Here is a 16,039-nt window from a genome sequence, read left to right on the forward strand (position 1 = left end):
CATATGTATAAACAACTCAATCATTCCAACCATGATGTGGCATATCTTTTAGGGGGTATCCTTCTTTTCTCCTTTCAGGGATGTAAAGAAAAGCCTGTTACCACCCTGGATTTATCAACCACTCCTAACATCATCTACATCTTCCCTGACCAGATGCGTAACCATGCGATGGGATTCTGGCGGGAAACAGGATTCCGAGAAGCGGTGAATTTTGAGGGGGATCCGGTGCATACGCCTAATTTGAACCGGTTTGCGAGAGAATCCGTTGTGCTAACTTCGGCCATGAGCAACTGCCCGCTGAGCAGTCCGCACCGGGGAATATTGTTGACGGGAATGTACCCGGAACATAGCGGGGTTCCCTTAAACTGTAATGCCAACCGTCCGATCAGTTCATTGCGCGAAGATGCAACCTGCATCAGCGACGTGTTCAGCCAAGCCGGCTATAACTGTGCTTATATCGGGAAACTGCATGTCGACTGCCCGACTCCCAATGACCCGGAACGTCCCGGAAAATACGTGGAAGACCGTGTTCCGGCCTGGGATGCCTATACGCCGGCAGAACGCCGGCATGGTTTCGATTACTGGTATTCGTACGGGACCTATGACGTCCACAAGCATCCGCACTATTGGGATACCGAAGGCGTCAAGCATGAGATAAACGAGTGGTCGCCCGAACATGAAGCAGACAAAGCCATCTCCTATCTGCGGAATGAGGGGAACGTACGGGACCCTAAAAAGCCGTTCTTTATGATGGTCAGCTTCAACCCGCCTCACAGTCCGTACGCCTCACTGGAAGATTGCATGGAGGAAGATTACAACTTATACAAAGACCTACCGCTGGACAGCCTGTTGATTCGTCCGAATGCGAACCGGGAAATGAAAAAAGCACCATCCGTACGTTATTACTTTGCATCGGTGACAGGTATCGACCGGGCTTTCGGACGGATATTGGATGAACTCAAAAAACAGGGATTGGACAAGAACACCCTCGTTATTTTCTCTTCCGACCATGGAGAGACCATGTGCAGCCAAAATACGGACGATCCGAAAAACTCGCCTTACGCCGAAAGCATGAACGTCCCGTTTATGGTTCGTTTACCCGGAAAAGTACCCCCTCGGATCGACCGCGAGCTTTTGTTGTCTTCCCCTGATATCATGCCGACCCTACTCGGACTGTGCGGCCTGGAAAAACAAATTCCGGCAACCGTGGAAGGACGAAATTATGCCGGGCGTTTTACAGGAAAGGACTCTTCCGTTCCTTTGCGTCAGGGAGCCTTGTACATCAAAAATGTCGATGGAGACAAGGACGTCGAAGGAAAAGTCATTTCTTATTTTCCGGTGTCGAGAGGAATCAAAACACATCAATATACAATGTCGCTCACGATCGACCGGAAGACAAAAGAACTCAAGGAGGTCCTATTGTTTGATGACCTGAAAGATCCGTATCAGATGCAGAACCTGCCCTGGCAGGAGAATAAAGAGATCATATCCGACTTATGCAAACAAATGGTTCCGTTGCTGAAAGAGGCGGATGATCCGTGGTATAAAGAACAAATACTGAAAGAACTGATTCCTTACGGGAACTAAGACCAAAGACGCTAAAAGAAGAACCAGGTACGCTGATGACGCGGATTTAACGGATTTACGCGGATTTTTTCTATTAATATGATCCGCGCCCATCCGTCTAATCCGCGTCATCGGTGTACCTGGTTCTTCTTTCTTGTGTACTATTTTTACTTCACCGTCCAGACCACTTTATCATTCACAGGATGCTTCTTTTGGGTGGAACGAGCCTCTATCGTATTCTCCCCATCCTGCAAAGCGACACCTTTCCACTCGAATGTCGCATATTCGTCCGGCTTTTGTTTGCCGATGCTTTTTCCGTTTACAAACAATTCTACTTCCGGCTGATTGGAGAAGATCATGATATCCGTAACAGCCAAGGAACGGTCGCGATGGCGACGGTTCGTAATATAGACAAACGGTTCGTCTTCGTTCCAGTTCGCTTTATAGAAATAGAAAGCATCTTTCTTCACCTTACGGTCGAAAGTAACCAGACCTTTGTCGTTGATGCCGGGGCGATCGCCTTCCACACGGTGGGCCGCTCCGAAATCAAACAGGTTCCAAATGAAAGAGCCCCAGACAAACGGACGTTCCGCCAAAGCTTTCCAGTTACCGATATGATAATAGGTCTGATAATTCTCCGGATGCCACCAGCCGGAAGCAATCCCCCGTTTCACGGAATCCTGCTGGTGGTAGATGCTCGCCCCTGCGCCATATTCGCTGATGGCGATCTTATATTCCGGATGCGCCTTGTGATTGGCGTCCAGCCATTTCCCCATATCGGACGGTGAACCGCCATACCAACCGAAATACTGGTTCCAGGCAATCACATCGGTTACCTTATTTATATCATCGTCGTAAGAAAGGAAGCTGGCAGATGTCGTCAGGCGGGTCGGGTCCTCCTTATGAGCCAGGTCGTTCAGTTCCTCGATATATTCGGTAGGATTGTCTCCGATGGTCTTCAACTCGTTGAACAGTCCCCAGAAACAGATCGACGGATGGTTATAATGCTGGCGGATCAATTCTTTCAACTGCTCTTTCCCGTTCTCGCGGAAAGAAGGCTGGTTGATGTAGCCCTGGTCCTGATATCCGCCCGGCCCGATCTGCGGGATCTCAGCCCAGGTGACAATACCATACTTATCCATCAGATCATAAAAATAAGTCGCTTGCGGATAGTGAGCCAGACGAACGGCATTGGCTCCCATCTCGACCATAATGGCCGCATCTTCATCATGGTGCATCTTATAAAGCGCATTTCCCCGTTCCGCCCGATCCTGGTGGCGACATACGCCTTTCAGTTTCAGATGTTCGCCATTCAGAAAGAAACCTTCCTCCGCATCCACATGATAAAAACGCAATCCCAACGGCTGGACAATCCGGTCGATTATTTGGCCTTCAGAGGAAAGAGAGACTTCGGCCTTATACATGAACGGATCTTTACGACCCTTCCATAAATGGGGGTTCCGGATAGTCAGATCCATTCCCGTCGTTGCCCAATCATTAGCCTCCACAGTCACCTTTATATCCTGCTGTTGGACGAGCTTATCGCCATCCCAGATCTTGACGTCCACTTTTACAGGCTGAGCCGTCGCGCTTCCGTTAGATACCAGAACTTTTGCTCTTACATCGGCCTGCTCTTTCGTTACTTTATTCTGAATCAGATAGACACCGGGAGAAGCATAGTCGGTCAACGAGATATTGACCGGGTCTGTGATAATCAGATTTACATCCCGGTAGATACCTCCATAGAAGTTAAAATCGCCGACCAACGGCATGACATCCTGCTGCAAGGCATTATTCACTTTTACCAGTATCCGGTTGTCGGCATCATATTTCACCTTATCCGTAATCTCGAATACAAACGCGCCATATCCTCCGCGGTGCTCGCCGATATGAACATCATTTATGAAAACATTCGCAATTGTATTGACTCCTTCAAAACGCAGGAAGAGGCGTTTGCCTTTCCATTCGGGTTTTACAAACAGCGTTTTGGTATAGTTACCCATTCCGCGATAGTAATCCTGTTTACCGGAAAGGGCATCGCCGCTGTTCCAGGTATGAGGCAGGTTCACGCGTTCCTCGCTTTTAAACTGTACCTGATGGGAAAAACGGAACATCCAGTTCTCGTTCAACAGGATTTCCTTACGTGCGGCAAAGACTGAAGTGCTGATAAAAAGGAGTATCAGACTGAAGATTGTGTGTTTCATGTTTACAAAATTCTTTATTTACGGTTCAAAAGTAGGCGATTGACGGCAGAGAGACAGGCACAATTTGTCTAATTGGACGGACAGATTTGTCCGAGAGCGCCATTTTAAATAAAAAAACTCCCTTGCCGTCAGTCAAAACAAACGGCAAGGGAGCTGCCCTCAAGCAAGATTGGCTTTACATCGCTTGTTCGCCGCCACCGGCGCTGTTGCTTTCTCCACCGCCTTTAGTATCGTCATTGCTGATGCCACGGCGGACTTTCTTGATCTGTCCTTTCATCGTACCGAAACGATAAGAGACACTCAAACGGAACTCACGGGCATGACGCCAAGTGGTAGAACGGTCCACAAACCCTTCGCCTGTCGTAGTCGATTCCATCTTCATCGTTTTCCAGAACGGGTTCTGTGCTCCTAAAGAGACAGAGAGTTTCTTTTTCAGGAAATCCTTGCTGATATTCAACCCGGCAAAATAGAAAGGAGATTGTTCACTCTGCAATTGGATCCACGGGCTGAAATAACCTCCATGCAAATTAATACGGAAATCTTTCGGCAAATTGAACTGTGTTCCTGCAAAGATTCGACCGGCCACACCATCCTTTGTCAGACCTAATGCTTTCTTGCTGTCGATATTCGTATAGTCGAATCCGCCGTTCATATAGATACGGAACAGAGGAACCGGATTCCAGCTGCCATACAGGAACAATCCGACCTGCTGACGTTTTCCCATATTCCCATAAGTGCTATAAGAAGCTCCGTTATATTGAGAAAGCGGATTGGATTCCGGGAAGTTCGCTATTATCGTATATCTTTCAATCGCATTATTAACGAATGTATAGCTCAAACTTGCATTAATACTGAACTTCTGTGCGAACTTACTAAAGTTGAAGTTCACATTATTACTCTTTTCCGAATCCAGGTTCGGATTACCTTGCGAGATACGCTGCGGGTCGATATTATTCAAATACGGATTCAGATACCAGATGCCCGGACGTTGGATACGCATATTGTATCCTAAACGAAACTGTGAAGACATATCCAACTGATAAGTCAATGTCGCATTCGGAACAATGTCAAAGTAGTTTGTCTTGAAGTTTTCTTCCGGCGCCTTGGCAAACTCCGCATTCAGGCTGGTCCCTTCCGCACGGACACCTGCTTTAGCCCCGAACTTATTGAACTTGACCATATACCCCAAGTAAGCGGAATAAATATGCTGGGTATGGCGGAAATCGCTATTACGCTGCGAAATATCCTGCCAAGCATCCAAAGAATCCTTTACCTGCTCCAATGTATTACTCTTGCTCTGGCGGTTTATATATTTTACACCGGCTTCCAGTGTTTGATCTTTAAACAAAGGGGTCGTATAATCGACCTGTGCCGTATGTTCCGTTGTGGAAGCATCATTGATATTCCAATTAGGATAACGGTAAGCCTGAGCGTAAACGCCTTCCAGATCTTCAAGCCTTGAATGTCCTTCATTGTCATTGGGCGATTGGCTGAAACGATAAGACAACGTCAGCAATTCATCCTTCTTACTGGTCGAATGCTGGAAATCGACATTGACATCCGTGGAGCCGAACGTCCCCTTCGAATCCGAATAGCGTTTATAAGAATACATTGTTGTCGGTTCTCCATTTGTCAGATCGGTCCGATTGACCTTATCCGCAATCAGCTCGGACAGATTATTCGATTTTCCCCGGAACAAATTAACACCAACACTCAATAAGTTCAACGTGTCGATCTCATAGCTCCCTTCCAGATAACCATATTGGAACGGGCCTTTGTTTTTGCTACGTCCATGCTCGTTCAACAAAGAAGACGGACGGGTAAAAGTCTCGTCACCCTGCTGGTATTTGGCTTCCTGCTCATCCCGCATCGAATAGGCATCATTCCAGGGGGAATTACGGTAGTTATAACCATAATTGGCTGTAATACCGAACTTCCCTGCCTTCATCGAGACATAGCCGCCGCCGCCGAAGCTACCCAGCGTACTGGCATTGGCACGAACCGTTCCCGTATATCCCTGCAAGGCGTTCTTGGTCGTAATGATATTGATTATACCGCCGACACCTTCAGCATCATATTTGGATCCCGGATCGGTAATGACCTCGATGTTCTTGATCGAGCTGGCGGGCATACTTTTCAATACATCGGAAGCATTGTCACCGCTCAGCAGGTTGGAGGGCTTGCCATTCATATAAATTTTATAATTGGAAGATCCTTTCAGCTGGATTTTATCCTCGCCATCCACAGTGACCATCGGAACCTTACGGAACATTTCCAACGCATTGCTGGTTTTAGCTTCCGGGTCGTCTTCCAGGCTGTAAGTCAATTTATCGACTTCCACCTTGACCAGCGGCTTTTGAGCCGTTACGGTAACCTCTTTTAGCTGCTGGGTATCGTCATTCATAAACAACTTGCCGAAATTCACGACTTTCTTGTTTTCCGACAAGGTAAAGGCCTTCTTAACAGGAATTTTTCCTAAAGATTCCATTGTCATCACATATTTACCCGGCTTGTTCATCGTTGCCGTGAACTTGCCATCATCATCACAAGCCAACAATTTCACAGGATTCTGTGGTGCGGAAGCCAAAGCTATCCTCAATGTGGCATAAGGTACGGACTCATTGGATAAAGAGTCGACTACTTGGCCCTTAATCGTAAAGGCCGCCGATCCACTTCCGGTCTGCGCAAACACTGACGCAGACGCAAATAGTATCAGCATTAAATAGAGTAGTTTTTCTTTCATTAAATTTGAGAATTTAGATATTATCGATTTAAACAAATTAAAAACAGTTGCAAATGTAGCTTTATCTACGAAGCATTCGTATTTTTAGCGATTTAAAGAATTGTAAAAGTTGTATTTAGATGTTCGATTTCCAAAGATTTCACCTATTTTTGTAGAAACCATTCATAAAAAGGACAAGTTTATGAGAAAATTATCAATCATTTTTGCAGCGTTGCTGCTCATCGTCACTATGCATGCACAAGATCTGAAAGCAATCAAATTGAACTCGCCGGACAAAGACAGAGGCAGTTCCGTCACGAAAGCATTAGCCGACCGCCACTCCGACCGGGAGTATGCGGCTAAGGAACTCAGTCTACAGGATCTATCGGATTTGCTGTGGGCCGCAAACGGGATAAACCGCCCGGATGGGAAACGAACGGCGCCTTCCGCCCTGAACAAACAGGATATCGATATTTATGTCATCATGAAAGAGGGCGCTTACTTGTACGATGCCAAAGCAAACAGCCTGCAACCCATTGCCAAAGGAGATCACCGGGCTGCTGTTGCCGGCAGTCAGGACTTTGTCAAATCGGCCCCGGTCAGTCTGGTGCTCGTTTCCGATCTTTCCCGCTTCGGAAACATTGCCGACCACACCAAACTGATGGCAGCTGTCGATGCCGGCATCGTTTGCCAGAACATCAATATTTTCTGCGCAGCCACAGGTCTGGCAACCGTTCCCCGTGCCACGATGGACCAGGCAGCTTTAAAACGGATTCTGAAATTAACAGACAACCAGTTGCCGATCATGAACAATCCGGTGGGATATCAAAAATAACTCGAGTTTCGGGAGTAGGTCTTTAGCCCATGCGGTTCATTGCCCTAAATAATTATATACATATCATCCCCTTTTGAGATTTACGTTCCAAGTATATTGACTATATTTGCAGAATATTCGTGTGATACATAAGCATCATATTCGTGTTTTGCAATAATCATTTTGAAGATATTGGTAGATACAGGGCAAACAGTCCGGGCAGGTAGAGTGATTGGCGCATTTCGCAATATCGGGCGAACAGACATAGCCGATGAAATAGCCGGAACAATGAAACGCATGGGTTATACCATTTATGAAGAAGACCCGTTTGAAAAGGTTATGGAAATTCATGTGTCGCAATCTCCCTATACTGTTCGCTTGCGCTTGATGTGGCAGAATATGAGAGAGGATGTAATTGCTAATTTCACCCGGCTTAAAAGTAATCTTTCCGCCAAAGAATTTTTAGAGCGAATGGAAACCCGATACAAATTGGATGCTTATCATTCTTTGTCTATTGAAGGATATCGGGTTACCGACGAATTAATAAACAAAGTAAAAAGCGGTGCATGGAAGCCGGATGGAGAGGATATGGATTCAAAGAATGCGCTTGCCGCACGTGGCTATTGGCAAGCCTTTCAGGAAGTCAAAAAGAGCGTATCGGATATTCTAAAAGGCAGTAATAGCGCAAAGGTGGCGGAACGGGATTTATCGGCATGGCACAGCGAAATGTTCATGCCCTGCGTTACGGCGGGCATTATCAAACCATCCGATATTGTCGGTTATCGTTCCCATCAGGTCTATATTCGTAACTCGATGCACACCCCCTTAAATCCGGGCGCACTTCGTGATGCCATGACCACTTTGTTTGAGTTGCTCAAAGAAGAACCGGAAGCCTGTGTAAGAGCCGTATTAGGTCATTTCCTGTTTACTTATATTCATCCTTTTATGGATGGAAACGGTCGTATCGGACGATTCTTAATGAATGCCATGTTGGCTTCGGGGGGTTACGATTGGTTGATTATCCCTGTGGAAAAGCGGGATGAATATATGACAGCTCTCGAAAAAGCAAGCGTTGAGGGGGATATAGTTCCTTTCGTGAGGTTTTTGTCGAGTATTTAATCAAGTCACCACGTGCTCGGATTACAAGAATTGCCGATCATGAACAATCCGGTGGGATATCCACGTAAATAAAAAGCATTTGTTATTTTTCCTATCATAATCCTTCATTGATTATCAGTTAATTATGATGATAGATGATAGATAAAAGGCCTTTTTGTAAAACTTTTATGATTTCGAATTAAAAAACGCCGCCTTAAAGGTGACGTTTTTTAATTCATTTTCCATAAACTTTTACCAAAAGCTTTTTTATCTATCATCTATCATCATAAACAACTGATAATCAACAATGACTATTTTTCAACAATAACCCTATTGGTTACGCATGCCAAAGCATAGGGTTACGCATGCTAAAGCATAGCATTACAGCTCGCCAAACAGTTCGGTTGATCTCCGACCCTGGCAAACGATATATCTGCCTGCCTTCCGCATTGTCGACAATTAAGATTGTACAGAGTTGATAATAGAATGAGAGGATTGCGACCTTAGTACTAAGGGAACTATGGATTTTGTGGGGGAGATTAGGACGGTAATGGTACTTGTTTTCACCCGTTGAATAGTTGTTTGCAGAAAAAAATGACGTTTTTTATATTTGTATTCACCAAATTGCCGACCGTGAAAAAGAATTTTACTTATTTTTGTCAGATAAACAACCATAGTTCCTTAGAACTAAATCCATTCGAACAGCACATCATGGACGAGAAAACGGACATAAAACGATTCAACAATATTTTCGTCACCCATCGGGACCGATATATCCGGTTCGCCTATTCTTATACATACAATCAAGAAGCAGCGGAAGACCTGGTGACGGAAAGCCTGATGTACTATTGGGAGAACCGGCATCGGTTAGAAGAAGTCAAAGACATACCTTTATATATATTAGTCACCCTAAAAAACAAATGCTTAGACTATCTTCAACGGGAACGTACCTGGAGCAATATCGCCGAAAATTTATTATCGAACAAAGAATGGGAATTACAAATGCGTATCTCCAGCCTGGAGGCATGCGAGCCGGAAACGTTATTCAGCAATGAAGTGCAGGAACTTATTAGCCGGGCCTTAGCCAAATTACCGGAAAAATCCAGTCGCATATTCATTATGAGTCGCTATGAAGGGAAAAATTATCAGACAATTGCCCAAGAGACAAATCTCTCTGTAAAAAGTGTTGAGTTCCACATTAGCAAAGCCTTAAACGTGCTACGAAAAGAACTGAAAGATTACCTCCCCTGCCTACTATTTGTATTCGATTTCTTCTACAATTAATAACAAGTTCTTCATTCTGTCTTTACTTTCATGAAGTTTCCTTACAGGGAAACTCCCGTTTCCTACCGAGGGAATTTTCGTTTCCTTCAGGGGGAAACTTTAATAGGCTGGTTATCAATGCTTACCAATATACTATTTTAAGATTCGTTTTTTTACTTCATTCAAAGTATATCAGGTACTTGTATTTTATCCCTAAACCAGGGGAATATATAAGTTCATGTCTTTTAGTAAATGTAATATAATTGCGATTGACTAACTATTAGATAGAATGTTTTATCTTTAGATCATTATATAAGGCCAGTCCTTTTGCTGTCAGCAAATATTTCTGCCTTGGATGATTGGGGGTATCGGGATATAAAATCTTGAGAATACCTGTCTCGACAGCAGGATTTATGTAGTTTTCTATAAAAGTCGGGCGATGCTTCAAACCGACTTTCTCCATTAATCCTTTCAACGACAATTGTTCGTTTGACAAGGCGAGCAACAAAGCGAGAACTTGTTCGGTTACTTGTACGGCAGGTTGTTCGGTACTTGTACGGTTATCAGGTTGTGCTTGCTCTGTAACCAGTTCTTTCGGTGCATTTACGACCATATACCGATTCCGCAATTCATTAGTTTCACCCAATAGAAGATTGCGAAAGAACCGCTCTAAATATTCGGAATTACGCATAATGCCTTTTTGTACGTTCTGGTAGTTGGCGCGTACCAGCGCGTTACGGAAATACCACGAATAATTGGCGAATAGGTCATTTGTTACGTCAAAGCCCATAGAACGTAGATAGAGAATCATGAACACGGCAGTTGTTCGGGTATTTCCCTCGCCAAACGGATGGATTTGCCATAGTCCCGACACAAACTTGGCTATGTGGCTCACTAATCCATCCCTGTCCACTTTTGAATAGTCGAACTGGCGTTCTTGTTCCAAGTCGTATTCAATCGCTTTGCGAAGGTCGGGCGCGGAAACATAGAGCACTGTATCTCCACGAAGTACCCATTCCTTTTTCGTGATGTTGTAATCGCGTATTTGACCGGCAAACTTGAATACACCATCGAATATCCGACGATGAATCGATGTCAGTCCGACAAGCGTAAACGCAAATGTTTTTTCGGTAAGAAGCCTACGAATGTTGGTCGATGCCGTATCTGCCTCATGCATTTCCGCATCTTCGGGAGTGCGTGCTTCCTTAGACTGGTAGTAGCTTTTTATGAGCTGTTCTGCTTCGTCAATCGTAATTTCGCCCTCAATATCTTTTCGGGCGGTTTCAATCAGATAGTGGGATGGCTTAAGTCCATCGACGGCCTGCAAGCCGATTGCGGTTTGCCATGCATATCCTTTCTCTCGCTTTTGTGGCTCACCTTGGCGTATATATTCGTCGAAGTCAATCATATATAGGATATTAATTACTGATCGGTTGTCCCAAACATTTTTGCAAGTGAATGATATTCTGCCTTTTCGAATAGATTTATTTCTCCATTCGTTCCCATCCGAATAACATCGTTACAAGTCTTTAATTATGCTAACATTTGTAACCCGATTATAGGGATGCAAAGATATAAAATCTTATGCAATAAAAATATAAAAACCAATGGGGTATTATTATCATGATTAGAGTTTATTGAGAATCGCTGATTTTAGTCATTCTATATTGTACAAATAATACTATAAGTATAAACCATAAAAAAGGAGCGGATATGAAACTTTTAACGACCATGATGCTGGGGGTGTGCATGAGCTTCTCGCTGTCGGCCTGCGAATCGAATACGCTTGAAAACGAACCGGAGACTCCGGTAACTCCCCAACATCCCGACAAGGATTTTTCGCTGAAAAACATACTTGACAGATGCAAATCCGAAAAAAGTTCATTTTCCCTTTAGGGTATTTTCCCTCCCGTTCGCCCTTAATATAGAAACAGGAAAAAATGGAAAGGAAGCTACTACATAAAATGTTTAACGGAGAAGCCACTGACAACGAGCTGACTCTGATCCGCCAGTGGGTAAATGCTGATAAAGCAAACAGAGAAACTTTCTATCATGAACGTGCCCTGTTCGACGCACTCCAATTAAATGCTTTTCAAAAAGAAAATCATGTCCGTCAGCAGTCCGTACCACTCTGGAAATGGATCGGAAGTGCTGCCGCCGCTGTTATCGCCCTATTCTTATTGTATAACATTCCGGTATTCACCACTAAAAACATCCAGCCTGAAATAGCGCTCAACACGATTAAAGTCCCTGCCGGACAGCGGGTTGAAGTAACGCTTTCAGACGGGACGCATATCTGGCTGAATGCCCGGTCGGAATTTTCTTATCCGGTTTCGTTTAACGGAGACACAAGGGAAGTCCGTTTGAAAGGAGAAGCATTTTTCGATGTAGCCAAGAACAAAGACAAAAAGTTTATTGTCAATACAGGACGTTGCGAAGTGGAAGTTTTAGGAACACAATTCAATGTGGAGGCCTACAACGAAAATGAATTTTCCACAGCCCTCATACGAGGCAGCGTAAAAGTCACCGACAAGTCACAGCCAGACGAATCAGTTGTGTTAGAACCCAATAATACCGTCAGCCTCAACAACGGAAAGCTGACGGTCACTCCCATCACCGACTTCAATCCATACAGTTGGAGAGAGGGGCTTATCACTTTTAAGGATATCAATTTCAAGGATTTGATGAAGAAACTTGAGAAAAATTTCGGTATCCGGATAATTATCGACAATCATACGCTCGACAATTATGCCTGTAGTGGGAAGTTCCGTATATCCGACGGGGTTGAACAGGTGCTGAGAGCTTTGCAACAAGATGCTCACTTCACCTTCGAGCGAGAGAGCGGAACTGAAATTCGCATTCAATAAACAATTAAATAGATAAGCCTATGAAGAGGAGATAATTAGAATGAAGGACAAACTATGTCCAATGTAAAAATGAAGTTTCAATCTAATATCATTTATTTAACTATCACAAAGATGAAGAAAAGAAAAATTTGTGTATCTCGTGTTTTAAAGATGACATCTCTGTTCTTCCTTTCCTGTGCCATGTGCGCACAAGCGGAAACGGTAAGTTCACAGAGCATACGCATCACACTTAACAAAAACAACGTCCGGCTGGAAAACATCTTGAACGACATTGAAAGCCAGACTAATTTACTGTTCATTTACAACAAGAACGTAAATGTTAACCGAAAAGTCTCAGTAAATGCCGAAAATACTTCTTTGCAGGAAGTATTGCAAAACCTGTTCGACAACAATGTATCCTTCAAAATCGAAGGTTCTTACATCGTTCTCTCACCGGCCGGAGCAGCAGGCAGCCCACAACAAGCAAAACACACGGTAAAAGGTGTGGTAGAAGATGCATTAGGCCCTATCGCCGGTGCCAATGTCGTAGAAAAAGGCACTACCAACGGTACGATTACCGATATGGACGGCAATTTCACATTAAATGTAGCACCGAACGCCGTACTGGTCATTTCGTATATCGGCTACAAGGACCAGGAGATGCCGGTAAACAACAAGACAAACATCCAGGTTAAATTGGTCGAAGACTCTCAAGCATTGGATGAAGTGGTCGTTGTCGGTTACGGTGTCCAGAAACGTGCATCCGTAACCGGATCGGTCGCTTCACTCCAAGCCAAGGATATTGCCACTGTCAAAACTCCTAATGTCAGCAATGCGCTGGCCGGTAAGCTGCCCGGTTTACGTGCCGTACAGAGAAGCGGCGCTCCGGGTGATGACGATGCGAGCATCGATATCCGCGGTTATGGCAATGCGCTGGTGATTGTCGACGGTGTGGAACGCGATTTCAAACAGATCGACGCCAATGACATCGAATCGATCAGTATCCTGAAAGATGCCTCCGCTGCCGTTTACGGTTTCAAAGGGGCAAACGGCGTTATCCTCGTTACGACTAAAAAGGGGGAAATCGGGAAACCGAAAATCAACTACAATGGATATGTCGGCATACAGAACATAACCCGCTATCCGGAATATTACAACGGATACGAATATGCGACCCTGTATAACGAAGCGCAACAAAATATCGGAATCCCGGCTCCTTATTCTGCCGACGACCTCGAACGTTTCAAACAGGGAATCGGGACAACGGACTGGTATGACGAGGTAATCCGCAAGACAGCTCCTGCCACGTACCACAATTTAAGCGTATCGGGCGGTGCGGAAAAAGTAAAATACTTCTTCTCGCTCGGTTTGACAGACCAGGAAGGTATTTATAAGTCAAAAGCATTCAATTACAAAAAATATAACGTACGTTCCAATATCAGTGCAGAAATCGTCAAGGGTTTTACGGTAGACTTGCAACTGAGCGGACGTTTGGACACGCGAATGAAACCCTACGAAAAGGATGGGGAACCGTTAAGTCGTAGTATTCAGATGGCAAAACCCGTATTTCCGGTTTATGCTAATGACAATCCGGACTACTGGTCAAATCCGGGTGATAAAGGAAACCCCGTCCATCTTTCGGATATCGATAATGTCGGATACGACAGAAGAGACCGTCGCGAGTTTAACGGGTCGATCGGTTTGAACTGGGAAATGCCCTGGGTGAAAGGTTTATCCGCAAAGGCATTGTTCTCTTACGACTATAATAACAAATACAGCAGAAAATGGTATAAAGAATATTATGAATACACCTATGATACTGTTAATGACGTTTATAATGCTTCCGGAAGCCATACCATTTCAGAGTTAACAACTCAGAATGACAACTATTTCAGACCGAACGGACAAATCTCCCTGAACTATAAGAATACATTCGGCAAACATGATATCGGAGCATTGGTTTTATGGGAATTCTATAATGACCGTACCGATATCCTGAAAGCATACCGCCAGTTTACAGTCGGAGCACTCGATCAAATAGATGCAGGAGACAAGACAAACATGGACAACGGTGGAACAGCCCGTGTTTCCGCTCATGCCGGTTTGGTCGGACGTGTCAATTACGCATACGACAACAAATACTTGGCAGAACTCAGTTTCCGTTACGACGGTTCCTACAAATTTGCCCCGGACAATCGTTGGGGATTCTTCCCTGCCGTATCTTTGGGTTGGCGTGTTTCCGAAGAAGCATTCTTCAAAGAAGCGTTGCCTATGGTCGACAACTTCAAGATCAGAGGTTCTTTCGGAAAAGTGGGAGATGAAGGTGTAACCGGTTATAGCGATGATGACGAAAAGGATGGGAAATACAGAGCCTATCAATATTTACAAGGTTACCGGTATCCTGCCGGCAACTACGTTTTAGGTACAGGAGGACTTACCAATGGAGCTAAAGACAGAGGTATGCCCAACTTGGCTTTAACCTGGTATGAGTCCAAAACGACAAATGTCGGGTTCGAAGCATCTGTATTGTCCGGTCTGGTAAATGTGGAATTTGACTACTTCGTCCGCAAACGCAGTGGCCTTCTGACAAAACGCCAGCTTACCTTGCCGACGACATTCGGCCAGGAACTTCCGGTTGAAAACCTGAACTCCGACAGAAACCAGGGGTTTGAAATCGTTGTCGGACATCGTCATAAAATAGGAGACTTCACTTATGATGTAAAAGCGAATTTCTCTACTACCCGTATCTATAATGAACATGTTGAACGTGCAGCTTCAGCCAATATGTACGACGACTGGAGAAACAACACCAATGACCGCTACAAAGATATCCAGTGGGGTAAGGTATGTATCGGGCAATTCCAGAGTTATGAAGAGATTCTTAACTCACCGATCCAGGATAATAACGGCAACAAATCATTGATGCCCGGCGACTTAAAGTTTGAAGACTGGAACAACGACGGTATCATCGACGGAAAGGACGAGCAGCCGATCGGACACGGAAATACACCTCGCTTATACTATGGCTTGAATCTAAACGGAGAATATAAGGGCTTTGACGTAACCCTCTTTTTCCAGGGTGCAGCAGGACATGAAGTGTTTACAAGCGGCGACTTTATGTCTCCGTTTATCCAGCAAGGTCTTGGTAACGGTATGACACTTTGGTTGGATCGCTGGCACAGGGAAGATCCGTCGGATATGTTCAGCGAATGGATTCCGGGCTTCATGCCGGCACTGCGTCCGACAGGTTTCTCTTCCAATTCGGGAAACAATACATGGACAAAGCAGAAAGCCAATTATCTGCGTCTGAAAACGGTCGAGATAGGTTATACCTTCCCGAAAAGATGGATGCAAAGAGCCGGAATCGAGAACCTGCGCATATATGTAAACAGCTTCAATACGGCTACGATTACCAGCCGCACCGGTATCATGAAATATATGGACCCGGAAAATAAAGACGGTGCATTCCGATACTATCCACAAATGAAAACATTTAACTTCGGTGTTAATCTAACATTCTAAAATA

The 16,039-nt window shown here is 44.7% G+C and carries 10 protein-coding genes; 7 read left to right on the forward strand and 3 right to left on the reverse strand.

Features of this window, described 5'->3' with window-relative positions:
• Positions 1 to 3: 3 nt before the first annotated feature.
• The gene (locus RDN79_RS11425) at positions 4 to 1,587 is read left to right on the forward strand and encodes a sulfatase (RefSeq protein ID WP_298549221.1); all 1,584 of its coding nucleotides are present in this window, start codon (positions 4 to 6) and stop codon (positions 1,585 to 1,587) included.
• A gap of 146 nt (positions 1,588 to 1,733) precedes the next feature.
• Here the strand turns inward: RDN79_RS11425 and RDN79_RS11430 are convergent, their stop codons facing one another.
• A complete protein-coding gene (locus tag RDN79_RS11430; RefSeq protein ID WP_298549220.1) occupies positions 1,734 to 3,770 on the reverse strand; it encodes a glycoside hydrolase family 2 TIM barrel-domain containing protein in 2,037 nt (678 codons plus the stop codon).
• Positions 3,771 to 3,945: 175 nt separating this feature from the next.
• Positions 3,946 to 6,513: a TonB-dependent receptor domain-containing protein gene (locus RDN79_RS11435; protein WP_298549218.1), complete on the reverse strand. Its 2,568-nt coding sequence runs from the start codon at positions 6,511 to 6,513 to the stop codon at positions 3,946 to 3,948.
• 181 nt (positions 6,514 to 6,694) lie between these two features.
• On the opposite strand from RDN79_RS11435, the gene RDN79_RS11440 reads away from it, so the two are divergent.
• From RDN79_RS11440 to RDN79_RS11450, 3 genes are all read left to right on the forward strand, one after another.
• Entirely contained in the window at positions 6,695 to 7,327 is a 633-nt protein-coding gene (locus tag RDN79_RS11440; RefSeq protein WP_298549215.1) for a SagB/ThcOx family dehydrogenase, read from the forward strand.
• A 162-nt stretch (positions 7,328 to 7,489) separates the two neighbouring features.
• A complete protein-coding gene (locus tag RDN79_RS11445) occupies positions 7,490 to 8,425 on the forward strand; it encodes a Fic family protein (protein ID WP_298549213.1) in 936 nt (311 codons plus the stop codon).
• 612 nt (positions 8,426 to 9,037) lie between these two features.
• Positions 9,038 to 9,688 (forward strand): RNA polymerase sigma-70 factor, encoded by a 651-nt coding sequence (locus RDN79_RS11450; RefSeq protein ID WP_298549211.1) that lies wholly within the window; start codon positions 9,038 to 9,040, stop codon positions 9,686 to 9,688.
• 259 nt (positions 9,689 to 9,947) lie between these two features.
• Here the strand turns inward: RDN79_RS11450 and RDN79_RS11455 are convergent, their stop codons facing one another.
• Positions 9,948 to 11,075, reverse strand: a complete 1,128-nt coding sequence (locus tag RDN79_RS11455; RefSeq protein ID WP_298549207.1) for a Fic family protein — start codon at positions 11,073 to 11,075, stop codon at positions 9,948 to 9,950.
• 305 nt (positions 11,076 to 11,380) lie between these two features.
• Here RDN79_RS11455 and RDN79_RS11460 point away from each other — a divergent pair, with 305 nt between their 5' ends.
• From RDN79_RS11460 to RDN79_RS11470, 3 genes are all read left to right on the forward strand, one after another.
• A complete protein-coding gene (locus RDN79_RS11460) occupies positions 11,381 to 11,563 on the forward strand; it encodes a hypothetical protein (protein WP_298549206.1) in 183 nt (60 codons plus the stop codon).
• 44 nt (positions 11,564 to 11,607) lie between these two features.
• Positions 11,608 to 12,534, forward strand: a complete 927-nt coding sequence (locus tag RDN79_RS11465) for a FecR family protein (RefSeq protein WP_298549203.1) — start codon at positions 11,608 to 11,610, stop codon at positions 12,532 to 12,534.
• A gap of 111 nt (positions 12,535 to 12,645) precedes the next feature.
• Positions 12,646 to 16,035 carry a TonB-dependent receptor gene (locus tag RDN79_RS11470; protein ID WP_298549200.1) on the forward strand — a complete coding sequence of 1,130 codons (3,390 nt, stop codon included), beginning with the start codon at positions 12,646 to 12,648 and terminating at the stop codon, positions 16,033 to 16,035.
• Positions 16,036 to 16,039: the final 4 nt, after the last annotated feature.

It is taken from the genome of uncultured Parabacteroides sp., assembly GCF_902493135.1.
In the GTDB taxonomy this organism is placed as follows: Bacteria; Bacteroidota; Bacteroidia; order Bacteroidales; family Tannerellaceae; genus Parabacteroides.

Bases quoted from the DNA above. Each gene is read 5' to 3' on its own strand.
- RDN79_RS11440 (WP_298549215.1), top strand. From the start codon at position 6,695: ATGAGAAAATTATCAATCATTTTTGCAGCGTTGCTGCTCATCGTCACT.
- RDN79_RS11455 (WP_298549207.1), bottom strand. From the start codon at position 11,075: ATGATTGACTTCGACGAATATATACGCCAAGGTGAGCCACAAAAGCGA.
- RDN79_RS11465 (WP_298549203.1), top strand. From the start codon at position 11,608: ATGGAAAGGAAGCTACTACATAAAATGTTTAACGGAGAAGCCACTGAC.
- RDN79_RS11460 (WP_298549206.1), top strand. From the start codon at position 11,381: ATGAAACTTTTAACGACCATGATGCTGGGGGTGTGCATGAGCTTCTCG.
- RDN79_RS11425 (WP_298549221.1), top strand. From the start codon at position 4: ATGTATAAACAACTCAATCATTCCAACCATGATGTGGCATATCTTTTA.
- RDN79_RS11430 (WP_298549220.1), bottom strand. From the start codon at position 3,770: ATGAAACACACAATCTTCAGTCTGATACTCCTTTTTATCAGCACTTCA.
- RDN79_RS11470 (WP_298549200.1), top strand. From the start codon at position 12,646: ATGAAGAAAAGAAAAATTTGTGTATCTCGTGTTTTAAAGATGACATCT.
- RDN79_RS11435 (WP_298549218.1), bottom strand. From the start codon at position 6,513: ATGAAAGAAAAACTACTCTATTTAATGCTGATACTATTTGCGTCTGCG.